Raw genomic sequence first — 24345 nt, forward strand, 5'->3', positions numbered from 1 at the left:
TACGGTAGACCGTGAAATGGCGTGAGCGGCGTAGCCCAATCCCCATGAACACGCTTTTCACGCCCCCTGTGCTACCGTGCCCTCCATTGTTCAGGAGACCCACGATGCACCTGCCCCGCTCCCTTGCCATGCTCGTCCTGCTGCCGCTGCTCGCCAGTTGCCAATCCTTCTTCAACCGCGCACCTAACGCGCCCTCCACCGCCGGTCTGACGCGCATGCAAGGCGCGCTGCAAGGTGACAACGGCCGGCTGTTCTTCCAGCCGTGCGGCGATCCGCGCCGCTACGCGGTCATCGACAGCAACGACACCGGCGTGCTGCAGGAGGCCTCGCAGCTGGCGGGCAATCGCCCGGTGATCTACGCCGACCTGCGCGGGCGGTTCGATGCCAGCACCAACGGCGGCACCGATGGCCAGTTGCGCCTGCATCAACTGTATCGACTCGATCGCTCGCTGGCCGCGTGCAAGGATCCTGACTTCAAACCGTCCAGCCTGAGCGCCGGTGGCGAGTCCCCGCGCTGGCAGGTCAAGGTCACGGGCCAGGGCATGGTCGTGGACCGTGAAGGTCAGGCTCCCCTCGCGTTGCCCTATGTCGAAGAGCAGGTCGGCGGCGGTCGCTTCAACCTGTCCACCGAAGCCAACAACCAGCGCATCGAGCTGTGGGTGGCTCCCCAGCGCTGTGTCGATTCGCGCAACAACGGTGTGCAGTTCCTCTCCGCCGAACTGCGCGTGAACGGCGAGGTACAGCGTGGTTGCGCTACCTTCGGCGGAGCGCGCAACCAGTAACCCGCACCGTCCGGCATTTTTTACCTGACGTCGGGCGGCGCATCGCGTTTATAATGCCGGGTTCTGTTATGCCCCCGGGGCGCGCCCGGATTTTTGGACCTGTCATGCTACGAATCACCGAACTCAAGTTGCCCCTGGACCACTCCGACGACGCCCTGCGCCCTGCCATCGTGCAGCGCCTGGGCATCGCCGACGCCGACCTGCTGGACTTCACCCTGTTCAAGCGCAGCTACGATGCGCGCAAGAAGAACAGCGAACTGCAGTTCATCTACACCATCGATCTGCAGGTGAACGGCGAAGCCGACGTGCTCGAGCGCTTCGTCGATGACCACAACGTCAACGTGGCTCCGGATGTCAGCTACAAGGTCGTCGGGCATGCACCGCAGGACTATGCCCAGCGTCCCTTGGTGGTAGGTTTCGGACCTTGCGGGATCTTTGCCGCCCTGCTGCTGGCCCAGATGGGCTTCAAGCCCATCGTGCTCGAGCGTGGCAAGGAGGTGCGTCAGCGCACCAAGGACACCTGGGGCCTGTGGCGCAAGAACGTGCTGAACGCCGAATCCAACGTACAGTTCGGCGAGGGTGGCGCCGGTACCTTCTCCGACGGCAAGCTCTACAGCCAGATCAAGGACCCGTACCACCATGGGCGCAAGGTCCTGCACGAGTTCGTCAAGGCCGGCGCGCCCGAGGAAATCCTCTACGTCAGCAAGCCGCACATCGGGACGTTCCGCCTGACCGGCATGGTCGAGAACATGCGCCAGCAGATCATCGCCCTGGGCGGCGAGATCCGTTTCGAGCAAAAGGTCACCGATCTCCTGATCGATGGCGAGCGCCTGCAGGGTGTGGTCTTGGAAAGCGGCGAGCAGCTGCATTCCAATCACGTGATCATGGCCTTGGGGCACAGCGCCCGCGACACCTTCCGCATGCTCCACGCACGCAACGTGTTCATGGAAGCCAAGCCTTTTTCCATCGGTTTCCGTATCGAGCATCCGCAAGGCATCATCGACCGGGCGCGGCTGGGCAAATACGCCGGGCATCCGAAGCTGGGCGCGGCTGACTACAAGCTGGTGCACCACGCCAAGAATGGCCGGTCGGTCTACAGCTTCTGCATGTGCCCGGGCGGTACCGTGGTGGCGGCGACGTCAGAACCGGGTCGCGTGGTCACCAACGGCATGAGCCAGTACTCGCGCAACGAGCGTAATGCCAACTCCGGCATCGTCGTCGGCATCACACCCGAGCAGGATTATCCAGGTGGCCCGCTGGCCGGGATCGAGCTGCAGGAGCAGCTCGAGTCCACTGCGTATCTGCTGGGCGGCAGCAACTACCAGGCGCCCGCGCAACTGCTGGGCGACTTCGTGGCCGGCAAGCCGTCCACCGCACTGGGCAGCGTCGAGCCTTCCTACAAGCCCGGCGTCACCTTGGGCGACCTGGCGCTGTCGTTGCCGGAATTCGCCATCGAGGCGATCCGCGAAGCGCTGCCGGCCTTCGAGCGCCAGATCAGAGGCTTCTCGATGCACGACGCCGTACTGACCGGTATCGAGACCCGTACGTCCTCGCCGCTGCGCATCACCCGCGGCGTCGACTACCAGAGCCTCAACCTCAAAGGCCTGTTCCCAGCCGGTGAAGGCGCAGGCTATGCCGGCGGGATTCTCTCCGCCGGTGTCGACGGCGTACGCATCGCCGAAGCCGTGGCCCGCGACATCCTTGGCCTGCAGCCGGCCTAGAAGGCCGATTCGCAAGCATGAAAAAACCGGCCGAGGCCGGTTTTTTCATGACAGGGTTCGCTTAGTGAGCGACGCGGCTGGTGCCGTCTACCGTCATGATGCGGACACGTTCGCCAACGCGGAAAATCTCGTTCTCCTGCACGGCCTGAACGTAGGCACGCATGCTGCCGTCATCCTCGCGCACGGTGATTTCCACGCCTTGGGTGCGGGTGAAACCTTCCTCGGTCGCCGAACCCAACAAGCCACCGGCCACGGCGCCGATCACGGCCGCGACGATGCTGCCACGGCCACCGCCTACCGCGCTGCCGGCAACACCACCGACCACCGCGCCAGCACCGCCACCGATTGGCGTCTTGGTGCCTTCGATCTTGACCGGACGCAGCGACTCGATGGTGCCCATGCGCACGGTTTGCACGCGGCGCGCTTCATCGCGCGAATAGGAGTCGCCCGACAGATTGGAGGCGCATCCGCCCAGCAACAGGGACATCGTGGTGAAGCAGGCAACTAACAGAACTGACTTGCGCATTTTGGCAGGACTCCATGGGACGTGTGTTCATTAGACGCCGCAGGGCAACGGCTGTCACGACACGGTCTATAAAAATTTAAGTCATGTTGGCGTCAGACGGGGCTGATGCAGGCCAGAAAGCTCGACCGGCCACTGAACGTCTGGACAACGTTCAGTGGCAAAAGGTCAGAGCAGGGTCAGGGCGCCAGGCGTTCGCGGATCCACGAACCGGCGTCGAGGCGGTAGTTCAGGCGGTCGTGCAGGCGACTGGGTCGCCCCTGCCAGAACTCGATGCGATCAGGAACCAGGCGGTAGCCGCCCCAGTGCGCCGGGCACTGCGGTTCGGTACCGCTGAAACGCTGCTCTGTCGCTTCAAGCAACGCTTCCAGTTCGCCACGATCGGCAATGACTTGGCTCTGCGGCGACGCCCAGGCACCGAGGCGACTGCCCAGTGGGCGGACCTGGTAATAGGCGTCGGACTCGGCCGCACTCACCTTGCTCACCCTCCCCTCGATACGGACCTGCCGCTCGAGGGTCGGCCAGAAAAAAGTCATGGCCGCAAACGGCCGTTCCGCAAGTTGCTGGCCCTTGGCGCTGTCGTAGTTGCTGAAGAAGGTAAAACCCTGTTCATCCAGGCCCTTGAGCAGCAACACGCGGCAGTGCGGACGACCGTCGGCATCGACGGTCGCTAGCGTCATCGCGTTGGCTTCCACCGGCGCCTGTTCGGTGTTGACCGCATCGCCGAACCACTGGCGAAACAGGCTGAACGGCTCGGACGGCGCCTGGGCCTCGTCCAGGCCATCGCGGGTGTAGCTACGGCGCATATCGGCCAGGGCTTGCGTCATGGCATCGATCCTTGCATCAGTGCGCCTTGGCCTGGTCGTTGTTCACGGCTTTCTTGGCGACAGCTTTCTTGGCCTCGGTTTTCTTGGCAGCCGGTGCAGCTTTCTTGGCCACGGCGGGCTTGGCTGCGGTCTTCTTGGCGGTTGCAGCCTTGGCTGGCGCCTTGGCGGCTGGCTTGGCAGCCGGCGGTGGCACAGCCTTGACGTCCTGGGTCGCCAGCATTTCAGCGGCGGTGAAGGTCGGCTGGTTGTACTTGGCCAGCAGCGCCAGCATGGTGTTCTGCGGGGTCAGGAGAATTTCCACCCGGCGGTTCAGCGACCGGCCTTCGACGCTGTCGTTGGCGGCGCGCGGCATGACCGAGCCCATGCCACGCAACGTCAGGCGGTCACGCTGCAGACCGCTGAGACGGAAGATCGAGGCGATCGACTGCGCGCGTTCCTGACTCAGTTTCTGGTTCAACGGCGCGGCACCACTGGTGTCGGCGTGGCCCAGAATCAGGACGGCGGTCTTGTGGTCGGCATCGATGGCCTTGGCCACACGGGTGATCGGGCCGAGGCTGATCGGCAGCAACATCGAAGGGCGGTCCGGGTTGAACGAAGAGTCGACCGGCGCGGTAATCACCAACAGGTCTTCGCGACGCTCGAGCTCGAACTTGCTGTCCTTGATGGCTTCGCGCAGCTTCGGCTCATAGGCGTCGAGCCAGGCCTGGGTAACCTTGGGATCAACCTTGGGCACTTCGGCGACCTTGGCCTGAGCAGGCGTGCTGCTGGCACCGAATGGCCACCACCAGCGGCTTTCGCTGTCGGACTTGGAGTCGGCCTTGGCCACCTTTTCGTTGATGGCCTGCTCGACGTCCTTGTCAGCCGTCTTGCTGGCGACTGCGTCACGGCCAAATGGCCACCAGCTATGCCCGCCCTGGGCCGAGGAATCCTGGGGAGTTTGAGCACAACCGGTAGCGGCCAGGCACAAGGCAAACGCGATGGATTTATTCGGTGACATGGTGGTTCCACAAGGTGTTGGTAAATACAAACCGGTTTAACAAACCGGCCTAAATTATTGATTGATAGAGTAGTGCAGGCATAGCCCAACGGACGACCGCTGGTCGATTTCTGATCAATTGCTTCAGAGGCAAGCGCGCAGAACGCGGACCAGTTGCTGCGCTCGCGGGTCCATCAGTACATAGGGGCCCAGTGTATTCACGGCAAAGCCCAGGGCAACATCGTGCTCCGGATCGGCGAAGCCGACCGACCCCCCTGCTCCGGGATGACCGAAGGCACCGGCGCCAAGGCCGAAGGTGGCGTTGGCCACTGTCGGCTGATCGAGCATGCAGCCCAGACCGAATCGCGTTGGCGTCATCAGGGTCTTGTCCATGCCCAGGCTGTGTTCACGGGTCAGCTCTGCCAGCAGCTCGGGCTCGAGCAGGCTGCCATCGAGCAGGCCGGCGTAGAAACCGGCCAGACTGCGGGCATTGCCATGACCGTTCGCCGCCGGCTGCTCCATGCGGCGCCATTCCGGCTTGTTGGTGCTGGTCAGCACCGATGGCGGATTGGTGAAGGCGCGGGTGGCCATGGCTTCAGGTTCGCGCATGGTGACCTGCAACAGACGCTGGGCCGCTTCGTCGCCGACATTGCCTTTGCCACGGGCAATGTGTGCAACGCGGTGAAACTCCTCGTCGGGCAGCCCGACATGGAAGTCCAGCCCGAGAGGCCGGGCTACCCGCGCCATGATCGATTCGCCGGGGCCGCGATGATCGGCCCGGCGCAGCAGCTCACCGACCAGCCAGCCGTAGGTGATGGCGGCATAGCCATGGCCCGTGCCCGGCGACCACCACGGCGTTTCTGCCGCCAGTGCGGCGGTCATGCGTGGCCAGTCGTAGAGCGCTTCGGGCGGCAACAGGTCACGCAGGGCCGGCAGACCGGCCTGATGGCTGAGCAGATGACGCAGGGTGATGGATTGTTTGCCGGCTGCGGCGAATTCCGGCCAGTACTGTGCTACCGGCACGTCCAGCGCCAGCTTGCCCTCGGCGACCAGCTGCAAGGCGGTCACGGCGGTGAAGGTCTTGGTGCAGGAGAACAGGTTGAGGATGGTATCGCTGTGCCAGGCCTGGGCACCGTCCTTGTCGGCGGTGCCCGCCCACAGGTCGACGACCGTTTCCCCACCGATCTGGATGCACAGTGCGGCACCGCGCTCCTGAGGGTTGTCGAACAATGCCGCGAACGCCTCGCGCACGGCTTCGAACTGCAGCTCGAAGTGACCTTGTATCTGCACCCTGACTCCCATCGACCGCGCGGCAAAAAATGAAGGGCATTGTTTCAGCGATTCAGCGCTTTGGGAACCGCCCTGCCAGGGAGAATTGTTTCATCTGGCCTGCACAGACCATCACGAAATTTCGCGGCGGAACGGTGGCAACGCATTGAGGATCGCCTTGCCGTAGCGCTGGGTCACCAGGCGCCGATCGAGCAGCGTGATGGTGCCGCGGTCCTGCTCGGTACGCAGCAGCCGCCCGCAAGCCTGGATCAGGCGCAGAGAGGCATCGGGCACGGCGATCTCCATGAACGGGTTGCCGCCACGCGCTTCGATCCATTCCGCCAGCGCCGCCTCGACCGGGTCATCGGGCACCGCGAAGGGGATCTTGGCGATGATCACGTGCTCGCAGTAGGCGCCTGGCAGGTCGACCCCTTCGGCAAAGCTGGCAAGGCCGAACAGTACGCTGGAGTCACCGCCATCGACCCGCGCCTTGTGCTTGTTCAGGGTTTCCTGCTTGGACAGGTTGCCCTGGATGAACACCTGCTTGCGCCAGTCGCGGTCCAGCCCGTCGAACACGTCCTGCATCTGCTTGCGCGAGGAAAACAGCACCAGCGAGCCGCGATAGCCTTCCACCAGGTCCGGCAGGTCACGGATGATGGCCGCCGTGTGCGCCGCCGCATCGCGGGGATCGGCACGCAAATCGGGAACCCGCAGCACGCCTGCCTGCTCATGGTGAAAGGGGCTGGGCACGATGGCAGTCACCGACGCTTTCGGTATACCGGCGCGCATGCGGAACCGATCGAACTTGCCCAGGGCAGTCAGGGTGGCCGACGTCACCAGGGCGCCGTAGGCAACGTTCCACAGGTTGCGACGCAGCATTTCCGCCGCCAGGATCGGGCTGGCATTGACCTCGATGTCATAGAGCGCACTGCTGTCGGCCAGGGTTAGCCAGCGGGCCATGGGCGGGCTGTCTTCGGGGTCTTCCGCGGTGAACGCGGTCCACAGCTCCCAGCTGCCTTGTGCGCGTGCCAGCAGGCTACCGAACAGGGGGTACCACTCTTCGGCCTGGTGACTGGCGATGCCGACGTTCTTCTCGCCGTCCATACCTTCCTTGAGCAGCTCGCTCAGGCGGGTGAACAGATCGGTCAGTTTGGAGAAGCCCTTCTTCAGCTCGATGCCCATTTCCCGCATGTGCTCGGGAATCACACCGCCGACGAAGCGATGGCGTGGCCGTTCGCGGCCTTCCATGTCTTCGCCCGGCTTGAAGTCCGCCAGTTGCTCGCAGGCGCTGAACATGAACTGCTGCTGGGTCTTGATCTCGCGGGCCAGTTCCGGAACCTGCTCGATCAGGCGCCCCAGGTCGCCGGGCAGCGGATGCTGAGCCAATAGCTTGGTCAGGTTCTTGGCCGTGGTTTCCAGCCAGTCGGCCGTGGAGCGCAGGCGGCTGTAGTGGGCGAAATGACCAATGGCCTTGTCGGGCAGATGATGGCCTTCGTCGAATACATACACGGTGTCACGCGGATCGGGCAGGACCGCGCCGCCGCCCAACGCCAGGTCGGCGAGCACCATGTCATGGTTGGTCACGATCACATCGACCTTGCCCATCCCTTCACGCGCCTTGTAGAAGGCGCATTGCTGGAAGTTCGGGCAATGGCGGCTGGTGCACTGGCTGTGATCGGTGGTCAGGCGTGACCATTGCTGGTCTTCCAGGGCCACCGGCCAACTGTCGCGATCGCCGTCCCATTTATTGCCGGCCAGTTTCTCGATCATGCTGGTGAATAGCTTCTGACTCGCCTCGTCGACCTCGATCTTGAAGCCTTCCTCTTCGAACAACTGTGCGGTCGCGCTCTGCGCATGACCTTCCTGCAGCAGCACGTCGAGCTTGGACAGGCACAGATAGCGCCCACGGCCCTTGGCCAGGGAAAAGGTGAAGTTCAGACCGCTGTTGCGCATCAGGTCGGGTAGGTCCTTGAAGACGATCTGCTCCTGCAGCGCCACCGTGGCCGTGGCGATCACCAGGCGCTTGCCGGCTGCCTTGGCGACCGGAATGGCGGCCAGGCTGTAGGCTACCGTCTTGCCCGTACCGGTACCCGCCTCGACCGCCACCACGGCCGGATCGCCGCTGCGACGACCTTCTTCATCGCAGGCGATGTCGCCCAATACCTTGGCGATTTCGGCAATCATCAGACGCTGGCCGTAGCGCGGCTTGAGGCTCTTGGCTTCGAGAAAACGCGTGTAGGCGCCCTGGATCGTGGTTTTGAGTTCGTTACTGATCATCGACTGGTCATGGCGAAAGGCTGGATATATTTTCAGTGTTTCTCATCGGGTCGCTATCATACCCTGCTCGACTTCGATGTGCTGGCTGGAGATAACCATGAGCGCCGACGGCGTCTTCCAAACCCTGCACGGGCTCGCTGCACTGATGTGGCTGGGCGGCATGCTCGCGACCTGGATGATCCTGCGCCCCGCCGGGCTTGCAGCGGCTTCGCGAGCTCGGCGCTTGACGCGCCTGGCGGATATTTTCCCACAGGTGTTCGGCTGGATCTGGGCAGCTGTGCTGATTCTTCCGATCAGCGGCGTCGCCCTGCTGCGCCTGCACTTCACCGGCTTCGAGACGGCGCCACGCGGTGTGCAGATCATGATGGGCCTGTACGTGATCATGGCGGCGCTGTTCCTGCGCATGCAGGGGCTGCAACTGCCCGCGCTGCGCAAAGCCGTCGCGGCCCAGGACTGGGCGGACGGCATGGCTGCCACGAAAAAACTGCGACGCCTGGCCATCGCTGGTCTGCTGCTGGGCCTGGCCGTCGTGGTGCTGGCCATGGCCAGACAGCTCAACGGCGTTTAAAAGCGCTGGACGCTCAATGTGCCCGCTGCGCCCGCCTCGCCGACACGTCCCGGCAAGCCCTCACGGCCCGACTTGCCGCCTTCGGCGCGGTACACCACGCAGCCCTTGGATTTGCCGCCGGCGCCTGCACGTCCCGGTACACCGGCTGCACCGCCCTGGCCGCCATCGGTGCGGACCTTGATCGATTCGCTGGCAAAGGTGGCCGGTACGCGCAGACGGACGTTGGCGCCAGACGCCCCCGGCAGGCCATCGCCACCATTGTCGCCATTGCCACCGCGTCCCGCCGCACCCCAGGTGCAGCCGGGCGCCTCGCCATTGCCGCCATCGAGACCGGCATAGCCATCGGCGCCCGCGCCACCGCGCGCATCGATGTTCAATTCCTGAGCGTTGAGCGATTGCAGCTGTACGTCGAGATTACGCCCCGCACGCGCCGCCTTCTGGTGAGTGCCCGGTGCCCCGCGGGCCAGGATCTGGCTGCCACTACCCAGTTCGGCGTGCTGCGCTCGCAGGCGCAGCTCCTGCTCGCCCGGCACCACGGCGATCCGTGCCTCATGCCCCAGGCGCAATTGCTCGACACTGAGGTCGGTCAGGTTGGCCGGAATCAACAGGGTGCCGTAATCCGCCACGTCCAGCCGTTGCAACTGGAGCACGCTGGAGCTGGCCGGCAGGCGCAGCAGGGAATGAGGTTCGACACTGACCGACTCGGCCAATGCCAGCGGCGCAAACAGTACTGCCAACAGACCCAGCTTACGCATGGCTAGCCTCGGTATCGAGCGGTGCAGGAATGGATTGGATATGAAAGATCCCGGCCAGCAGGATCTGCACGCGATCGAGCCAGGGATGGCTGCGCCCGCGCAAGCGCTTGTTGAAAGCGACGACTTCGATCACATGCAGCAGCAACAGCGTGCCGCCGGCCAGGTTGATCAATGCATGAAACGGTTTGACCATCGGCATGAACAGGTTGAGCAGCACCACCCACCAGAACAGCAGCGTCAGACATTTACCCAGAATCAGAAATCCTTTCATGTGCCCCCCACGGCATCGGCTAGGCGCACATTAACGGCTGGGGGGTGGCGGTGACCAGAGGCCGGCAGGAAAAAGCTCTGTCGGCCTCTATTCATCAATGCGTCAGATGGATTTCCACGCGACGGTTCTTGGCGCGTCCGGCGTCGGTGTCATTGCTGTCGACCGGCTCGCTTTCGCCGCGACCTTCGCTGCTCAGCTTGTCTGCCGCAACGCCTTGCGACAGCAGAAAGGAGACCACGCTGGCAGCACGCTGCTCTGACAGCTTCTGGTTGAAGGCATCGCTGCCGACGCTGTCGGTGTGGCCGATGATCCTGACCGTGGCCACCTGGGAGGCCTTGATGCGCGAGGCCAGGGAAGTCAGTTCGGTACGGGCGCTGCCGGTGAGTTCGGCGCTGCCGAATTCGAACGGCACATCGCCGGCATCGCTCAAGGTCACGACCTCGGGGATGTCCGCCACGGGTGGCTCAGGCGCCTTGGTGACCGCCGGATACACGGGCAACGGGCAGCCGTTGTGTTTGACCGGGGTGTTGGCAGGAGTGTCGGGGCAACGGTCGCGGCGGTCGAACACGCCGTCTTCGTCCTTGTCGCCATCCTGGGCGTAGCAGACCAGGCCAGCGGCTACGGCGCCCGCCAGACCGCCACCGGCAGCCCAGGCTCCGCTTTCGATGGCCCCCAGCCCACCACCGGCCAGGCCGCCCAGCACGCTGCAAACCGGCCAGGTACGCGAATTCAGTGGAGATGCGCCATCACGGGTGGTGCTACAACCGCCCAGCACACCAGCGACCAGCAGAGCGGGAAGTACGGCCCGCGATAGATCTTTCAGCATCATTCAAGGCTCCTGAGTCGCCGGCGGGTGCCGGCAACTGAGAAGTAAAGCGTGCCGCCGGTCGTTGTACAAGGCGACTGGCGGTCACTGATAAAGGTTCAACGCTGGATGAGAATCTCGGTACGGCGGTTCATGGCGCGACCGTCTGCGGTGTTGTTGTCGGCGACCGGTTGGGCTTCGCCCATGCCTTTGACCGATACCACGCTGGCACGCGGCACGCCGCTGCTCACCAGGTAGTCAGTCACCGCCTTGGCGCGCTGCTCGGACAAGCGTTGGTTGTAGGCGTCTCTGCCAACACTGTCGGTATGACCGCTGACGCTCAGGCGCGCCGTGGTGGCCTCGGTTTTCAAGCGGGTAGCGACGGTATCGAGTTGCGCCCGGTCGGCGGCGGTGAGGGCGGCCTTGTCGAATTCGAAATGCACGTTGCGGATGACGATCGTTTCCTCCTTGGGCAGCGGTGCCGGTTCGGCGGCCACGGGCATCGGCGCCGGAGCGGGCGGTGGGCAACCGTTGGCGTCGACCGGTGTGCCCTTGGGCGTGCCGGGACACTTGTCGCGACTGTCCGGTACGCCATCACCATCCTCGTCTCCATCGCCATGCACCCAGCAATAGGCCGCGCCGACACCGGCCGCCGCTGCGCCGACACCGGCGGCCAGCGATCCGCTTTCGATGGCACCCAGCGCCGCGCCGGTCACGCCGCCCACGGCTGCACACATCGGCCAGTCGGTTTTCTGCAAGCCTGCGCAACCGGTCAGCACGCTGCTGACCAGGATCAAGGGTAACGCCGTCCGAACTATGCTCATCTAGGTTTCTCCTCAGGGAAATCGGCGACAGGGGCCGATGTTCAGGGAGTAAAGACTGCCTAGGCCATATGCGCCAGCAATAAGCCATGTCGGGACGGCTCAATCAGTGCTGGGCCATCAGGCCGAGGCCCTATAATGTGACGGCCAAGACCGAGGAGTAGCAATGACCGACGCATTTTCTGCCCGCACCCCGCAACAGGCCCTGGCGGCCCTGCTCGAACGCCATGCGCCCCAGCGCCTGCTGCTGATCGGCGCCAGCGACTTCCCCGCCCTGGCGGCGTTCGAGGCGGCGCACCCCGAAACCCAGATCTCCAGAGCGGCACCCGGCCCCCTGCCCGCGCATCTGGCCGGACAGCGCTTCGACCTTGCGCTGGCGCTGGATTGCCTGGAACACCTGAGCAAGACCGAAGGGACGCGCCTGCTGGCCGGCATCCGCAACCTCAATGCGAGCTGCATTGCCGTACTGGCCGACCCGGTCGCCAGCGGGTGGAACGACACCGACTTCTACGCCCTGGCCCTGCAGGCCAGCGAGCGTTTTGCCCGTGACCAGCAGGTGCTCACGCTGTACACCTATGATGTGCGCGAATACAAACAAGTCCCGGATTGGCTCAACGCCAAGTTCTGGGCCAACCCGGAAAACTTCGGCAAGTATTGGTGGTGATATGAGCGTTTCGATCTGTCCGTGCGCAAGTGGCAATCTGCTGCCGGCCTGTTGCGGCCGCTATCACGAAGGCCAGCCGGCCCCCGATGCGCAGAGCCTGATGCGCTCGCGCTACAGCGCCTACGTGCTGGGCCTGGTCGATTATCTGGTGGCCACCACCCTGCACGCCCAGCAGGCCGGTCTCGACCGCCAGGCCATTGCCCAGTGGAGTTCGCAGAGTACTTGGCTAGGCCTGGAAGTCGTCGCGGCGGAAGTTTTCGGCGGCCAACCCGAACATGCCTTCGTGACCTTCAGCGCCCGCTGGCACGACAGCGCTGGCGAACACTGCCACCGCGAGCGCTCCGCCTTCGTGCAGCACGACGGCCGCTGGTACTTCATCGACCCGACCGTGCCGCTCAAGGCCAGCCGCAACGACAGCTGCCCCTGCGCGAGCGGGCAGAAGTTCAAGAAGTGCTGCGCCAGCTACATCAGCCAATGACCCTGAGATGGGAAATGTCCGGCACCTGAATGTTTTCCTCGTGCCGCAACTGCCCCATGTCGCTGCCTGCGGGCGCCAGGCTGAACTGCTGCAGGTTGAGGTTCGGCGCACGTACTGCGGGCTTTTCCTCCTGCAGATCGGCGCCCACCTCGGCGATGGCGAAATCGGGGGCGTCGACGGCCACGAACGCCGCCATGTAGGCATCGCGCGGCACGACCTCGGCGCGGCGTGCCACGGCCATGGGTTTCTGGCCGAAGTCACCTGCCGCGGCGGGCGCGGTCATGATGATTTCCTCGATCTCCTGAGCCATCTCGTCGATGCTCGCTACCGCGCCTGCGCGCGCCAGGGCTGCGCGGTACTTTTCCGCCGCCTGGGCATCGAGGTTGTTCTTGAGCACCAGTCGGCGCCCCGAAAACAGCAGCTCGATACGCTGGGCATCGGCCTTGAACAGGGTCGCCAGGTTGCTCTTGACCTGATCCAGCGACGCGCCAGGCACGCATTCACCGCTGAAAACGATCTCGTACAAGCTCATGGCAACTCTCCTGGCGTGACACCGTTGCCGGCAGTGGGGATGGGCAGCTAGATGCCGAAGGGCCTGCACCGTGACGGTGATTATGGACCACGATGTTTCGGCGCAACAAGCTCGCCCTTGTCATGCGCACGGGCCTTGTTAGACTCAGGGCAAATCCAGAGGTCCGCGCCATGTCCGCTTGCACTCTCGTTCTGCGCAGCATCGGCTTGCTCTCAGTGCTGGCGCTCACGGGATGCGCGACCTGGTTCACCGGCAACTACGAGGACCCCCAGGTGCACCTGGTCAAGGTCGAAGTGGTCAAGGCCAACCTGCTGCAGCAGCGCTTCATTCTCCGGTTTCGCATCGACAATCCGAACCGCCGTAGCCTGCCCGTACGTGGCATGAGCTACAGCGTGCGCCTGGAAGACATGCTGCTCAGCGAGGGCGAGACCAGCGACTGGTTCAGCGTGGCCGGCAGAAGCGGCGAATACTATGAAGTGCCGGTACGTACCAACCTCTGGCAACACGTGCGCGAGTTGTCGAAGCTGCTCAAGCATCCGGATCGACCGATCCGCTACGAGCTTCGCGGTGAACTGCGTACCGGGGTGCTGTTCGGTCACGATGTGGTGTTGAATCACACCGGTGAAATCAACGCCCGCGGCCTGCCCGGCCACTGACCATCGCAAAGATTATTGGCGCAGCCCTTCTATTCCAGACCCAGGGTGAGATAATTCCGGCCAATTTCAATCACGGAGCTCCCCCGATGTCCCAGCAACCTCACGTGCACGGTCCTGACTGCAACCACGATCACGACCATCACCATGAGCACGACCACGGTCACGTGCATGGCCCGCACTGCAATCATGCCCCACAGGAACCGGTGCGCAATGCCCTCAAGGACGTCGGCCGCAACGATCCATGCCCGTGCGGCAGCGACAAGAAATTCAAGAAGTGCCACGGCGCCTAAGCCGAGCCTCTGCGTGAAGGGGCTGCGCTCTGGCAGTCCCCTCTGTAACTCGAAGCCTAGCCCGAGGCTGACCGCGGCGCATACTGTCCGCAAGCGGCTCGACCCAGGCAAAAATAACCCCCGCCAGACGCTTGCGCGCTTCCTTCTCCCTCTCTAACGTAGCGCCTTTTACGCCAGCCCCCGCAGGAGCTTCGCCATGGCCTCGCCCGCCCGTTCTTTCTTCATGCCCAAGTTCGGCTGCGCCGCCGTGGTGACAGGCATGCTCAGCCTGACTGGCTGTCAACAATGGCTGGGCGGCTCTGCCGAACAAAGCCTGCCGCCCAGCGTGGGCGTACAGCCGCTCAAGGGTCTGGCGCAGAACGTCTCGGTGCGGCGCAACGGCCTGGGGATGCCGCTGATCGAGAGCAACACCTTCCACGATGCCCTGTTTGCTCAGGGGTATGTCGCCGCCAGCGACCGTATCACCCAGATGGTACGCATGCGGCTGCTGGCTCAAGGGCGCCTGGCCGAGCTGGACGGTGCCGATGCGCTGGACACTGACCGCCTGCTGCGCAGGATCAATCTGAAGAAGAACGCCGACCAGCTGTACGCCGCTGCATCACCGCGGCTCAAGCGCTTCTTCGATGTGTACGCGCGGGGCGTGAACGCCTACCTGTTCCGCTATCGCGGCAAGCTGCCGGCGCAGCTCAGTGGCTACACCCCCGAATACTGGAAGGCCGAAGACTCGGCGCTGATGTTCGCCCTGTGGTCGTTCAGCCAGTCGCTCAACCTGCAGGAAGAGCTGGGCTCGCTGGCACTGGCGCAGAAAGTGGGCACCGACAAACTGGCCTGGCTGCTGCCGGTCTATCCGGACGAGAGCCTGCCGTTCACCGAGGCCGAGAAACTCAAGGGTGTGTCTCTGGGCAACTCGCTGACCCATGTGGCGGGGCTCGGCACTTTGAACCATGAACTCGAGCGGCTCGGCACGGCCAGCTCCAGCAACTGGGCCATCGCCCCGCAACGCGCGCGGTCCGGAAAAAGCCTGTTCGCCAACGATCTACATGCCGCCACTACGGTACCCTCCGCCTGGAGCTTCGTCCAGCTGCGGGCACCGCGTTATCAGGCCGCGGGCGTCGCCCTGGCCGGTCTGCCGGGCGTGCTCGCCGGCTTCAATGGTCAAGTGGCCTGGGGCATGTCGGCCGTGATGGGCGACAACCAGGATCTATTTGTTGAAAAGGTCAAAAGCGAAGGCGGCCGCGTGCTGTATCAGTCCAACGGCAAATGGCAACCGGCGCGGGTACGTCAGGAAACCTTCCTGGCCAAGGGGCAGCGGCCACTGCGCGAAGCCGTGTACGAAACCGGACATGGTGCCCTGCTCAACGACCTCGCCGGCCTATCGGCCAGCGGTGGCTATGGCTTGGCCTTGCAGCTGCCGGACCTGACCGAAGACAAGAGCCTGGACGCCCTGTTCGATCTGTCGCGCGCCAGCAATGTCGAGAAGGCCTCGGATGCCAGCCGGCAGATCCGCGCGGTGGCTACCAACCTGCTGTTCGCCGACGCCAACAGCATCGGCTGGCAAGTCACCGGCCGTTTCCCCAATCGCCTCGAGGGCAAGGGCATGCTGCCCTCCCCTGGCTGGGATGGCCGGTATGACTGGGACGGCCTGGCCGACCCGATGCTGCATCCCTACGACCAAGACCCGCCGCAGGGCTGGCTGGGGACCGCCAACCAGCGCATCGTCCCGCCGGGTTACGGTATTCAGCTGTCCAACGGCTGGTACTACCCTGAGCGCAGCGAACGCCTGGCCGAACTGGCCGGCGCCGGCAAGCACGACACCCGCAGCATGATCGCCATGCAGTCCGACCAGACCACCCCGTTCGCCGCCAAACTGAAGAAGATGTTTCTCGCACCTGGCATGGCACAACCGCTTAAGAGCGCCGTCGACGCCCTGCCCGACGTCGATCGCACCAAGGCCCGGGAGGCCTACACCCGGCTGATGGCCTTCGATGGCCGGCTGAGCGCGCAATCCGCCGACGCCGCGTTGTACGAGCTGTTTCTGCAACAAAGCATGCAGCGCACCTTCCTCGACGAACTGGGGCCGATCGACAGTGCCGCCTGGAAGGCCTTCGTCGCTCAGGGCATGGCTTCCTACTCGGCCCAGGCCGATCATCTGCTGGGGCGCGACGACAGCCCGTTCTGGGACGACGTGACCACGCCTCAGAAGGAAGACAAGCCTGCCATCCTGGCTCGCAGCCTGGCTGCGGCGGTCACGGCTGGCGAGACACAACTGGGCGCCGACCGCAGCAAATGGCAGTGGGGCCGCCTGCACCGCACCAGCTGGACGGACGTCGCTGGCCAGACGGTACGCGGCCCGGTGGCCACTGGCGGGGATCACACCACGCTCAATGCCGCGGCCTACCGGTGGGGCGACAGCTTCGACACCGCGTCGATACCGGCCCTGCGCATCGTCGTCGACTTCGCCCAGACCGAACCCATGATCGGCCTCAACAGCAGCGGGCAATCCGGCAATCCGGCCAGTGCCAACTACGCCGATGGCATCGATGCCTGGCTCAAGAATCAGTACGTCAGCTTTCCGATGCAGCCGCAGAACTTCGAGAAGGCCTATGGCATCAAGCGACTGACGCTGACGCCGCAGAAGTAACCGCCTCAACGGCCATGACGGTCCCCCGCCACTCGGGCGGGGGGCTGATCATTGCCCTGGATCCTGGGCTATGGGGAAGAACACCCCACCGCTCCACACCCCCAGCCAACCATCACGCACCACCGCCAACTCGACGAGACGATAGAACACGTTGCGGTGAATGCGCGCTTCCAGGTTGGTACGCACCCGTACGTAGGGCGAAGGCTCCTGGCTGCAGGGGTCGATGTCCACCCGCAGCGGATGCTCCTCACCCGCATCGAAACTGTCTTCGACATTGCTGGTGAAGCGCAGCGTCTGCTGCTCGCCTTCACCCGATACCTGCATGTCGACGGCCACGAACGGCGCGTCATCGACGACGATGCCCACCTTCTCCACCGGGGTGACCAGGACGTACTCGTCGCCATCGCGGCGCAGGATGCCCGCGAACAACTTGACCATCGCCGGCCGACCGATCGGCGTGCCCTGGTAGAACCAGGTGCCGTCGCGGGCAATGCGCATGTCGATGTGCCCGCAGAAAACGGGATTCCACAGGTGCACGGGCGGCAAACCCTTTTCGCGAGTGGGAATGTGCGCCAGCAAATCGTCGGCCTTGCCCGTCATGCCTGTCTCCTCAGCGGCTTACGCCCAACAGGCTACGAGCGTAGTCCTCCAGGGGCGGGCCAAGCAAATCTTCCGGTTTGTTGTCATGCATCGTCAGCAGTCCGCCACGGCTGCGGATGGTGGCGGTATCGATGAGGTAGTGAGTGCTGGTTTCGATGAGCATGATCTGGATCACGCTGCTGTCGACGCCGAGTCGATCCAGGGCTTCCTGGTCGGCCCACTCGTCCGTGTTGCCGATGCGATCGTCGGCACGGGCAAAACGGGCATAGAGCAGGTAATGCGCACCGGCATTGCGTGCTTCGCCCATGGCCTGCTCCAGGCCCAGCGGTGCCGGGGCACGGCGTACCAGGGGAAAATACTCGACGAAGGCTTCGAACGCTTCTTCGGCGACCACGTTGGGCCTGGGGTAGGCGCCGCCGGGAGGCACGAACGAGCCTTGGGCAATGTAGATGAACGAGTCGGGCTGCACGCGCAGGTTATTGAAGCGGCGGGTTTCGCTGTGGTTCAGCACGCCTGCATCGCTCAAGTGGTAGCGAGCGCCCTCGCCCAGATCACTGACCTTCATGCAACCGCTCAACGCCAAAAGCGCCAGCAGCACGACCAGGTTACGCATGCATCCTCCAGAGCCGGCGACAAGATCCCGGCGATTGGCTGGCTGATGCAGCTTCTGCGCCAGTTCGCGAAGCTGGGGAGTGCCCAGGCTCAGGATTCCTTGGGACCCGGCAGTTCCGGATCTCGCTTGCGCTTGTTGCCCATGCGCACGCCGATGTCCATCAGGAACTGGAAAAAGCCTTCCTGATCTTCCAGCACATTGCTCCAGAACGGCGAGTGATACAGCGCCACGGCGCCGTGCACCAGTGCCCAGGCTGCGCAGTAGTGGAAGTACGGCGGCACATCCTCCAGCTTGCCTTCGCTGATCCGTCCCTCGATGAGGAAGGTCAGTCGCTCGAAATTGGACGCGCGAATCGTGTGCAACTGCTCGACAAGCTCGGGCACCTGATTGCCTTTGACGACCTTCTCTTCGAGCCTGTCGAACAGTCGGTAGCGCTGCGGATCGCGCATGCGGAATTCGAAATAGGCGCGCGACAAGGCTTCCCTGTCGCGATCGATGTCGGCCGAATGCAACAGTGCGTTCAAATCGCGCTCGTAGTCGAGCATCAGGCGCAGGTAGATCTCGGCCTTGGATTTGAAGTGCTTGTAGATGGTGCCTTTGCCGATACCGACGGTGTCGGCGATCAACTCGACCGTGACGCTGTCTTCGCCCTGCTCGAGAAAGAGCGCAAGCGCGGTGTCGAGGATTTCCTGCTCGCGGCGGCGAAACTCACGGACCTTACGAGGTTCTTTTTGCATAGGAAGGACTGGATCGAAAGCGAAGGCCGTCATTATGCCTGTATGAGGTCAAAATGCACGGATCATCCGAAATCTCTGGCTTTATGGCGGATATGCCACACAACCCCGAAATCGGTGCTGAGCAACCTTGCACGTATTCCAAATACGTTTAAGAAAACCCGCATGGGCACTGGCGCCCGACCGGCGCTCGACGATACTCAAGGAGTCGTCGCGTCATCTCCCCCAATGACGCGTCGGCAAGGCGTCGATGGACCACGCGCCTGTAGTGACTCCTAATGGTCTTAACCCGGGATTCTCCCCCCAGAGCCCGGGTTTTTTTTGCCTGCGCAACGTTCAGGCCTGACGACGAACCCGTGCCAGTGGGAACAGCCGGCAAAAGTTGTCGGTGGTGCGCTCGGCCAGGCTTTCGAACGTCTCGCCCCGGACCGTGGCGATGCACTGCGCCACTTCACGAACGTACTGCGGCAGGTTGGACTTGCCACGGTAGGGGATGGGCGCCAGGTAAGGCGAATCGGTCTCGACCAGCAGGCGATCGGCAGGCACCTGGCGGGCGACTTCGCGCAGGGCATCGGCATTGCGGAACGTCACGATACCGGACAGCGAAATGTAGAAGCCCAGGTCGAGGGCAGCCTTGGCCATGTCCCAATCTTCTGTGAAGCAGTGCAGTACGCCGGCCTGGGGCAACTGCGCCTCGCGCAACAGGGCCAGGGTGTCGGCACGCGCGCCGCGGGTATGCACGATGACCGGTTTGCCGGTCAGGTTGGCCGCCTGCAGGTGCAGGCGGAACGATGCCTGCTGCAACTCTGCGGCCTCGGGTTCGTAGTGGTAATCCAGGCCGGTTTCGCCGATCGCCACGACGCGGGGATCATCGAGCTCGCCCAGCAGCCAGTCCAGGGCCGGTGGCTGCCCGGGTGCCAGGTCGAGGGGGTGAATGCCGACCGAGCAATCGACATCGTCGTAGCGGCCGGCCAGGGCCTTGACCGCTGCAGCATTGTCGGCGCTCACGCCGATACACAGGAAGTGGCCGACACCGCAGGCACGCGCGGCATCGAGCGCGGTGTCCAGGCAGCCGTTGTGTTCGGCGAGGTCGAGGCGATCCAGGTGACAGTGGGAATCTACAAGCATGAGGATAGGACAACTACATCGTGTGAGTGGGACGGTCGGACTTCAAGGCACCGGCCAGGTAGGTTTCGATCTTGTTGCGCGCCGTGTTGTCGCCATCGTTGAACTGCACGCCGACTCCGGCAGCGCGGTTGCCCTGGGCGCCCTTGGGGGTGATCCAGGCCACGCGGCCAGCGACCGGAATCTTTTCCGGCTCGTCCATCAGATTGAGCAGCATGAACAACTCATCGCCCAGCTTGTAGCTCTTGCTGGTGGGGATGAACAGGCCACCGTTCTTGATGAACGGCATGTAGGCGGCATACAGAACGGCCTTGTCCTTGATGGTCAGGGACAGAATGCCGTTGCGCGGTCCGGGACTGACGGGTTGATTCATTCGTGCTCCCTTACTGGTGGTCGATTTTTGCGGCCACGGTTGGCAGTGCCGCGTTGTATCGGAAAAATCCCGTGCGCCCTGACGCGGCTTGCGCCGCTGCTACACATTCACATGCAGGCTCCATTTGGCCGCCCCTGTAGCAGTGGTGCAAGCCGCGTCCGGTATCGCTGCGGTCTTTCAGACAAACTACCGCCAGCGGCAGCAGCGTGCGATCACAATGCACCCATCACCGCTGCCCCGGCAAGGCCATCCAGGACACCAGCAGGGCTTCGATCAGCAATACCCGATTCAGGTTGGCCTTGGCCAGAACCTTCTGGCGCTGCATCAGCACCCAGTCCTGAATGGCCAGCACCTTGTCCTGAGTGCTCTTGTCGGCCAGATATTGCAGTACCTTGCGCATGTCGCTCAAGCCCAGGCCCTGCTCGTCTGCCGTCAGGCGATAGCGCAGCAGCAGGTTCGACCACTCGCAGAACCAGTCGAACAGCAGCAGCAACGGTACACCGCTCCAGGCGTCGGCCAACTGGCTGGGCGTCTGCTGCCCTTTCAACAGCTTCTTCACCCCATCGACGACCAGAGCCCGCTGCTCGACGATCCCGGCAGCCTGCAACCTGACGGCGGCCAGAGGCGAGTCGGCAGCCAGGGCCAGCAGATCGGCGCGCGCGCCTTCGTCCACGTCCGGCAGCGCCGTGGCCAGCCATTGCAGGCTGACTGCCTGGCTCGGCAGCGGGCAGGCCTGCTGCACGCACCGGCTCTTGACCGTGGGCAGCAGGCGGCTGGGCTGATGGCTGACCAACAGCAACACGGTATTGCCCGAAGGCTCTTCGAGACTCTTCAGCAAGGCATTGGCGGCGTTGATGTTCATGGCCTCGGTGGGCTCGATTAGCACCACCTTGCGCCCACCCATCTGCGCCGTCTGCACCACGAACGCCACCAGTTCGCGGACTTGGTCGACCTTGATCGCCTTGTCCGCTTCCTCGGGTTCGAGGATGAAGTTGTCCGGATGGCTGCCGGCGTGCAGCAGCAGACAGGACTTGCAGGCGCCACAGGCCTGCTGCGCGGCGGGACGCTGGCACAACAGCAACGCCATCAGCCGCTCGGCCAGGGCACGCTTGCCGATACCCTGCGGCCCGTGCAGCAGATAGGCATGGGCATGCTGGGTGCGTCCGGCGAGCTTGTGCCACAGGTCGTCTTGCCAGGGGTAGGCTTCAGCCACGCAAGTGCCCTCGCAGTTCGGTCGACAATCCTTTGCCCGAAAGCAATGCAAACCAGACGTCAACGCCGGGCAAAATCACTGGAAACGTCATCGAGCCTACAATTTTCAATGAGGAGAATAATCCCATCGCTGGCGAAATGGGCATTTTCAAAGCGGGAACGGGCAGACCCGCCAGCCTGAAGCCTGGTGATTGTATAGGGTCTTGTGGGCCATGTCTGGACAGGGTGAATGGCGCGCGCAGGCCAGGCATGTCCCCAATGGTGACGCCAGAACAGGCAGATAGGTAACGCCGCTCGCCTTACTGTCGTTTGAGTAACGTACTGGGCGAAACCCCGAACGCTTTCTTGAAGGCATGGCTGAAATGCGAGAAATCGGAAAAGCCATAGTCCAGTGCCACCTGCGACACGGAACGGGCCTGGCCGCATTCGATCGCTTCGCGGCTGCGTTGCAGCCTCACCTGCCAGAGCGCCGCCATGGGGGTTTTCTGGTGGCGGGCAAAAGCACGGGTGACCGTTCGTGGTGACACATGGTGGGCTTGTGCGATGCGCTCCACGCTCAATTCTGTCTCGGCCAAATGACGCAACATGTAGTTCATGGCACGGGCATACAAGTCGCGCTCAATACTGGCGGTGTTGCTGTCCTGCAACTCCAGACTCAGCACCAGCAGATCCAGCAGCGTTTGCGAGAACCGTCCGGCCACCTCCGGCGGCTCCAGGGCCGCAGGCTGGGTAGCGGCCTGGCGCAGCATTTCGCGCAGCGGCACTACGCCAGGACGCCCTTCGTCGAGGACGGTAGAGGTCAAACGCTCTACCTGCGGTAAGCGGCTGCTGAGCAGGTGCCGGGGAATGCGCATGAGATGGTTGTCGCGACCTCCCAGGCTGAAACGAAAAGTCTGCGCGGCGTCGTAAAGCACCAGGCTGCCGGGCTGCAACAACGCGTTACGCCCGCCTTGCTCCAACTTGCCATGGCCATGCTCGATAAAACCCAGCCACAGGTCGTCATCCGGACCGGTTCGCAGGTCGCCGGGCTTGCGCTCCCACTCATGCAGTGCGGCGCTCAGCGAGCAGATATCCAGCGGGCCGAGGCCTTGCACGCGTAATTGGCCCTCGAACGGCGTGTCCTCCAGAGCTTTACTGGAAGCCGGAATGCAGTGTCGGCAGATCACTTCCTTCCAGTAATCGAAACGCTGCGGGGCGGCGACGGCCAGGGTGGTGTAAGCGGCTTGGCTCATGACATCGATCTCGCGGTAACGGGCTCACGCCCCCTTCACGAAGCCCCGGAGGGCCTGTTCGGCAGTTCGCCCAGCAACTATCGGGCCAGTGCCTGTGATGCCGCATGATACGTACCGCTGGCCGAAAGTACGGGTATGGACGTGCGCTGAAATGGCGCCAGCGACCACGACCCTGCCAATCGATGAGGCACATCGGACCCTCGATCGCGCACTGTCCTTTTCAACCAAGCCGACGTCCGCCCGAATCAAGCGGCACTCGCGAAGCTTGCCTTAACGTGAGCCCCATCGAGGTCGCCACTCACGGTGACCGTTGGAGGCCCCATGCCCAGCCTGCGTCCGTCCCCCTTTGCCGAATGCCTGCTGGCCCTCAAGGGCCGTGATCTGGCGCCGGAAGAGTTCGTATCGGTGCTGATCGAACTGGGTTGCCTGGCCTACCAGCTTCGCCGACGTGGACGTGCCTCGTCCAACTGCCTCGATACCTCAGCCTGATCGTCTCAAGGAGTGCCCATGGAATCTGCAATCGACAAGCATCTGAAATGCCCACGCACGCTGTCCCGCCGTGTGGACGACGACTACCAGCCGCCGTTTCCCATGTTCGTCGGCCGTGCCGACCCCAAGCTCGAGCAGGTGGTCATGGCTTATCTGGGCGTGCAGTTCCTGCCCGTCCACCACGCCATCGCGGTCCAGGCCATGCAAAAGATCGTCGCGCAGTTCGCTGGCGATGATGCCCCGGGCAATCACGACATCACCTATCACGAGGACAACCAAGGCTATGGCAATTTCATCGTGGTCGGTTACTGGGCCGACCCTGCCGCCTACTGTCGCTGGCTGCGCAGCCCTGCGGTCGAGTCATGGTGGGCCAGCGACGAGCGCCTGAGCGAGCACCTGGGCTACTTCCGAGAAGTAGTGGCACCGCGCGCCGAGCAATTCGAAACCTTGTACGCCTTTACCGATGACTTGCCCGGCGTGGGCGCCGTCATGGACGGCATCAGCGGTGAAATTCAGGAGCATGGCTATTGGGGGTCTGCGCGAGACCGATTTCCTGTGTCGCAAACCGACCGGATGCGACCCGACGCGTCCCTGCAGGTCATCTCGGGCGATCCGGCAAAAGGCGGACGAGTACTGGTCCGCGGCCACGACAACCTGACCCTGATCCGCTCCGGGCAAGACTGGGTCGAGGCCGGTGAGGAAGAGCGCGCGCTGTACTTTCAGGAAATGCTCCCACCGCTCCAGGACGGCATGGATTTTCTGCGCGACCAAGGCCAGGCCCTTGGCTGCTACAGCAACCGTTTCGTGCGCAACGTCGACCTTGACGGCAATCTGCTGGACATCGCCTACGACATTGGCCATTGGCGTTCGCTCGACCGCCTGGAGCGGTGGGCCGAATCGCACCCGACCCATCTGCGCATCTTCACCACGTTCTTCAGGGTGATTGGCGGGCTCTCGAAACTGCGCCTGTACCACGAAGTATCGGTCAGCGACGGTCGCAACCAGTTGTTCGAGTACATCAACTGCCATGCCCAGACCGGCATGCTGCGCGACGCCCAACCCCTGCCCGCCTGACCGGCGGCAACCCTCTGCGCTCAAGCCCACATCCCGC

At 63.7% G+C, this 24345-nt stretch carries 27 protein-coding genes; 10 read left to right on the forward strand and 17 right to left on the reverse strand.

The window, feature by feature from the left end:
• Positions 1 to 104 precede the first annotated feature (104 nt).
• Together QMX89_RS00235 and QMX89_RS00240 are read left to right on the forward strand one after the other, a co-directional pair.
• A complete protein-coding gene (locus tag QMX89_RS00235; protein ID WP_282345693.1) occupies positions 105 to 782 on the forward strand; it encodes a hypothetical protein in 678 nt (225 codons plus the stop codon).
• Positions 783 to 886: 104 nt separating this feature from the next.
• Complete coding sequence (locus tag QMX89_RS00240) at positions 887 to 2503, forward strand: NAD(P)/FAD-dependent oxidoreductase (protein ID WP_192068894.1); 1617 nt, start codon at positions 887 to 889, stop codon at positions 2501 to 2503.
• A gap of 61 nt (positions 2504 to 2564) precedes the next feature.
• Here the strand turns inward: QMX89_RS00240 and QMX89_RS00245 are convergent, their stop codons facing one another.
• The 5 genes from QMX89_RS00245 to dinG form a co-directional block, all read right to left on the reverse strand.
• Entirely contained in the window at positions 2565 to 3029 is a 465-nt protein-coding gene (locus tag QMX89_RS00245; RefSeq protein WP_049862202.1) for a glycine zipper 2TM domain-containing protein, read from the reverse strand.
• 176 nt (positions 3030 to 3205) lie between these two features.
• Positions 3206 to 3853: a pyridoxamine 5'-phosphate oxidase gene (gene pdxH / locus QMX89_RS00250; protein ID WP_056843808.1), complete on the reverse strand. Its 648-nt coding sequence runs from the start codon at positions 3851 to 3853 to the stop codon at positions 3206 to 3208.
• 16 nt (positions 3854 to 3869) lie between these two features.
• The gene (locus QMX89_RS00255) at positions 3870 to 4850 is read right to left on the reverse strand and encodes an OmpA family protein (protein ID WP_282345702.1); all 981 of its coding nucleotides are present in this window, start codon (positions 4848 to 4850) and stop codon (positions 3870 to 3872) included.
• A gap of 123 nt (positions 4851 to 4973) precedes the next feature.
• Complete coding sequence (locus QMX89_RS00260) at positions 4974 to 6119, reverse strand: serine hydrolase domain-containing protein (protein ID WP_282345704.1); 1146 nt, start codon at positions 6117 to 6119, stop codon at positions 4974 to 4976.
• 111 nt (positions 6120 to 6230) lie between these two features.
• Positions 6231 to 8375 carry an ATP-dependent DNA helicase DinG gene (gene dinG, locus QMX89_RS00265; RefSeq protein WP_090359652.1) on the reverse strand — a complete coding sequence of 715 codons (2145 nt, stop codon included), beginning with the start codon at positions 8373 to 8375 and terminating at the stop codon, positions 6231 to 6233.
• 97 nt (positions 8376 to 8472) lie between these two features.
• Here dinG and QMX89_RS00270 point away from each other — a divergent pair, with 97 nt between their 5' ends.
• Positions 8473 to 8943, forward strand: coding sequence for a DUF2269 family protein (locus QMX89_RS00270; RefSeq protein ID WP_122743702.1), 471 nt, complete (start codon positions 8473 to 8475; stop codon positions 8941 to 8943).
• Here QMX89_RS00270 and QMX89_RS00275 read toward each other — a convergent pair.
• The 4 genes from QMX89_RS00275 to QMX89_RS00290 form a co-directional block, all read right to left on the reverse strand.
• On the reverse strand, positions 8940 to 9698 hold the full coding sequence (locus QMX89_RS00275) for a collagen-like protein (RefSeq protein WP_282345711.1): 759 nt from the start codon (positions 9696 to 9698) through the stop codon (positions 8940 to 8942). The genes QMX89_RS00270 and QMX89_RS00275 overlap by 4 nt on opposite strands.
• On the reverse strand, positions 9691 to 9969 hold the full coding sequence (locus tag QMX89_RS00280; RefSeq protein ID WP_049862209.1) for a DUF1145 domain-containing protein: 279 nt from the start codon (positions 9967 to 9969) through the stop codon (positions 9691 to 9693). Before QMX89_RS00280 ends, QMX89_RS00275 begins: the two co-directional genes overlap by 8 nt.
• A gap of 94 nt (positions 9970 to 10063) precedes the next feature.
• Positions 10064 to 10792: an OmpA family protein gene (locus tag QMX89_RS00285; RefSeq protein ID WP_244636460.1), complete on the reverse strand. Its 729-nt coding sequence runs from the start codon at positions 10790 to 10792 to the stop codon at positions 10064 to 10066.
• Positions 10793 to 10893: 101 nt separating this feature from the next.
• Positions 10894 to 11598 (reverse strand): OmpA family protein, encoded by a 705-nt coding sequence (locus QMX89_RS00290; RefSeq protein ID WP_282345714.1) that lies wholly within the window; start codon positions 11596 to 11598, stop codon positions 10894 to 10896.
• A 163-nt stretch (positions 11599 to 11761) separates the two neighbouring features.
• Here QMX89_RS00290 and QMX89_RS00295 point away from each other — a divergent pair, with 163 nt between their 5' ends.
• A complete protein-coding gene (locus QMX89_RS00295; protein WP_282345716.1) occupies positions 11762 to 12259 on the forward strand; it encodes a DUF6231 family protein in 498 nt (165 codons plus the stop codon).
• A gap of 1 nt (position 12260) precedes the next feature.
• Positions 12261 to 12737 carry a YchJ family protein gene (locus tag QMX89_RS00300; RefSeq protein WP_056843816.1) on the forward strand — a complete coding sequence of 159 codons (477 nt, stop codon included), beginning with the start codon at positions 12261 to 12263 and terminating at the stop codon, positions 12735 to 12737.
• On the opposite strand, the gene QMX89_RS00305 is transcribed toward QMX89_RS00300, so the two are convergent.
• Positions 12727 to 13269 carry a hypothetical protein gene (locus QMX89_RS00305; RefSeq protein ID WP_282345718.1) on the reverse strand — a complete coding sequence of 181 codons (543 nt, stop codon included), beginning with the start codon at positions 13267 to 13269 and terminating at the stop codon, positions 12727 to 12729. The genes QMX89_RS00300 and QMX89_RS00305 overlap by 11 nt on opposite strands.
• 170 nt (positions 13270 to 13439) lie before the next feature.
• On the opposite strand from QMX89_RS00305, the gene QMX89_RS00310 reads away from it, so the two are divergent.
• The 3 genes from QMX89_RS00310 (at position 13440) to QMX89_RS00320 (ending at position 16856) form a co-directional block, all read left to right on the forward strand.
• The gene (locus QMX89_RS00310) at positions 13440 to 13925 is read left to right on the forward strand and encodes an LEA type 2 family protein (protein ID WP_056843818.1); all 486 of its coding nucleotides are present in this window, start codon (positions 13440 to 13442) and stop codon (positions 13923 to 13925) included.
• Positions 13926 to 14011: 86 nt separating this feature from the next.
• Positions 14012 to 14215 (forward strand): SEC-C metal-binding domain-containing protein, encoded by a 204-nt coding sequence (locus QMX89_RS00315; protein ID WP_082223728.1) that lies wholly within the window; start codon positions 14012 to 14014, stop codon positions 14213 to 14215.
• Between the two features lie 196 nt (positions 14216 to 14411).
• On the forward strand, positions 14412 to 16856 hold the full coding sequence (locus tag QMX89_RS00320; protein WP_282345728.1) for a penicillin acylase family protein: 2445 nt from the start codon (positions 14412 to 14414) through the stop codon (positions 16854 to 16856).
• A gap of 48 nt (positions 16857 to 16904) precedes the next feature.
• Here QMX89_RS00320 and QMX89_RS00325 read toward each other — a convergent pair whose 3' ends face one another.
• The 7 genes from QMX89_RS00325 to QMX89_RS00355 form a co-directional block, all read right to left on the reverse strand.
• Positions 16905 to 17456, reverse strand: coding sequence for a DUF1285 domain-containing protein (locus tag QMX89_RS00325; protein WP_282345730.1), 552 nt, complete (start codon positions 17454 to 17456; stop codon positions 16905 to 16907).
• Between the two features lie 10 nt (positions 17457 to 17466).
• The gene (locus QMX89_RS00330; RefSeq protein ID WP_049862224.1) at positions 17467 to 18069 is read right to left on the reverse strand and encodes a DUF4823 domain-containing protein; all 603 of its coding nucleotides are present in this window, start codon (positions 18067 to 18069) and stop codon (positions 17467 to 17469) included.
• An 89-nt stretch (positions 18070 to 18158) separates the two neighbouring features.
• Positions 18159 to 18806, reverse strand: a complete 648-nt coding sequence (locus QMX89_RS00335; protein ID WP_282345733.1) for a TetR/AcrR family transcriptional regulator — start codon at positions 18804 to 18806, stop codon at positions 18159 to 18161.
• A gap of 333 nt (positions 18807 to 19139) precedes the next feature.
• The gene (locus tag QMX89_RS00340; RefSeq protein ID WP_282345734.1) at positions 19140 to 19931 is read right to left on the reverse strand and encodes a TatD family hydrolase; all 792 of its coding nucleotides are present in this window, start codon (positions 19929 to 19931) and stop codon (positions 19140 to 19142) included.
• A 13-nt stretch (positions 19932 to 19944) separates the two neighbouring features.
• The gene (locus QMX89_RS00345) at positions 19945 to 20301 is read right to left on the reverse strand and encodes a PilZ domain-containing protein (RefSeq protein ID WP_043185228.1); all 357 of its coding nucleotides are present in this window, start codon (positions 20299 to 20301) and stop codon (positions 19945 to 19947) included.
• 226 nt (positions 20302 to 20527) lie between these two features.
• Positions 20528 to 21514 carry a DNA polymerase III subunit delta' gene (locus tag QMX89_RS00350; RefSeq protein ID WP_282345739.1) on the reverse strand — a complete coding sequence of 329 codons (987 nt, stop codon included), beginning with the start codon at positions 21512 to 21514 and terminating at the stop codon, positions 20528 to 20530.
• Between the two features lie 298 nt (positions 21515 to 21812).
• Positions 21813 to 22745 (reverse strand): AraC family transcriptional regulator, encoded by a 933-nt coding sequence (locus QMX89_RS00355; RefSeq protein WP_282345741.1) that lies wholly within the window; start codon positions 22743 to 22745, stop codon positions 21813 to 21815.
• Positions 22746 to 23066: 321 nt separating this feature from the next.
• Between QMX89_RS00355 and QMX89_RS00360 the strand changes: the two genes are divergently transcribed.
• Both QMX89_RS00360 and QMX89_RS00365 read left to right on the forward strand, forming a co-directional pair.
• Positions 23067 to 23234: a hypothetical protein gene (locus tag QMX89_RS00360; RefSeq protein WP_167375950.1), complete on the forward strand. Its 168-nt coding sequence runs from the start codon at positions 23067 to 23069 to the stop codon at positions 23232 to 23234.
• Positions 23235 to 23252: 18 nt separating this feature from the next.
• A complete protein-coding gene (locus tag QMX89_RS00365; protein ID WP_049862229.1) occupies positions 23253 to 24308 on the forward strand; it encodes a phenylacetaldoxime dehydratase family protein in 1056 nt (351 codons plus the stop codon).
• Positions 24309 to 24345 lie beyond the last annotated feature (37 nt).

Source organism: Pseudomonas sp. PS01301 (genome assembly GCF_029960215.1).
In the GTDB taxonomy this organism is placed as follows: domain Bacteria; phylum Pseudomonadota; class Gammaproteobacteria; order Pseudomonadales; family Pseudomonadaceae; genus Aquipseudomonas; species Aquipseudomonas coleopterorum.

Coding starts and splice junctions, on each gene's coding strand:
- QMX89_RS00235 (WP_282345693.1), top strand. CDS start 105: ATGCACCTGCCCCGCTCCCTTGCCATGCTCGTCCTGCTGCCGCTGCTC.
- QMX89_RS00240 (WP_192068894.1), top strand. CDS start 887: ATGCTACGAATCACCGAACTCAAGTTGCCCCTGGACCACTCCGACGAC.
- QMX89_RS00245 (WP_049862202.1), bottom strand. CDS start 3,029: ATGCGCAAGTCAGTTCTGTTAGTTGCCTGCTTCACCACGATGTCCCTG.
- pdxH (WP_056843808.1), bottom strand. CDS start 3,853: ATGACGCAAGCCCTGGCCGATATGCGCCGTAGCTACACCCGCGATGGC.
- QMX89_RS00255 (WP_282345702.1), bottom strand. CDS start 4,850: ATGTCACCGAATAAATCCATCGCGTTTGCCTTGTGCCTGGCCGCTACC.
- dinG (WP_090359652.1), bottom strand. CDS start 8,375: ATGATCAGTAACGAACTCAAAACCACGATCCAGGGCGCCTACACGCGT.
- QMX89_RS00270 (WP_122743702.1), top strand. CDS start 8,473: ATGAGCGCCGACGGCGTCTTCCAAACCCTGCACGGGCTCGCTGCACTG.
- QMX89_RS00275 (WP_282345711.1), bottom strand. CDS start 9,698: ATGCGTAAGCTGGGTCTGTTGGCAGTACTGTTTGCGCCGCTGGCATTG.
- QMX89_RS00280 (WP_049862209.1), bottom strand. CDS start 9,969: ATGAAAGGATTTCTGATTCTGGGTAAATGTCTGACGCTGCTGTTCTGG.
- QMX89_RS00290 (WP_282345714.1), bottom strand. CDS start 11,598: ATGAGCATAGTTCGGACGGCGTTACCCTTGATCCTGGTCAGCAGCGTG.
- QMX89_RS00295 (WP_282345716.1), top strand. CDS start 11,762: ATGACCGACGCATTTTCTGCCCGCACCCCGCAACAGGCCCTGGCGGCC.
- QMX89_RS00300 (WP_056843816.1), top strand. CDS start 12,261: ATGAGCGTTTCGATCTGTCCGTGCGCAAGTGGCAATCTGCTGCCGGCC.
- QMX89_RS00305 (WP_282345718.1), bottom strand. CDS start 13,269: ATGAGCTTGTACGAGATCGTTTTCAGCGGTGAATGCGTGCCTGGCGCG.
- QMX89_RS00310 (WP_056843818.1), top strand. CDS start 13,440: ATGTCCGCTTGCACTCTCGTTCTGCGCAGCATCGGCTTGCTCTCAGTG.
- QMX89_RS00315 (WP_082223728.1), top strand. CDS start 14,012: ATGTCCCAGCAACCTCACGTGCACGGTCCTGACTGCAACCACGATCAC.
- QMX89_RS00320 (WP_282345728.1), top strand. CDS start 14,412: ATGGCCTCGCCCGCCCGTTCTTTCTTCATGCCCAAGTTCGGCTGCGCC.
- QMX89_RS00325 (WP_282345730.1), bottom strand. CDS start 17,456: ATGACGGGCAAGGCCGACGATTTGCTGGCGCACATTCCCACTCGCGAA.
- QMX89_RS00330 (WP_049862224.1), bottom strand. CDS start 18,069: ATGCGTAACCTGGTCGTGCTGCTGGCGCTTTTGGCGTTGAGCGGTTGC.
- QMX89_RS00335 (WP_282345733.1), bottom strand. CDS start 18,806: ATGCAAAAAGAACCTCGTAAGGTCCGTGAGTTTCGCCGCCGCGAGCAG.
- QMX89_RS00340 (WP_282345734.1), bottom strand. CDS start 19,931: ATGCTTGTAGATTCCCACTGTCACCTGGATCGCCTCGACCTCGCCGAA.
- QMX89_RS00345 (WP_043185228.1), bottom strand. CDS start 20,301: ATGAATCAACCCGTCAGTCCCGGACCGCGCAACGGCATTCTGTCCCTG.
- QMX89_RS00355 (WP_282345741.1), bottom strand. CDS start 22,745: ATGAGCCAAGCCGCTTACACCACCCTGGCCGTCGCCGCCCCGCAGCGT.
- QMX89_RS00360 (WP_167375950.1), top strand. CDS start 23,067: ATGCCCAGCCTGCGTCCGTCCCCCTTTGCCGAATGCCTGCTGGCCCTC.
- QMX89_RS00365 (WP_049862229.1), top strand. CDS start 23,253: ATGGAATCTGCAATCGACAAGCATCTGAAATGCCCACGCACGCTGTCC.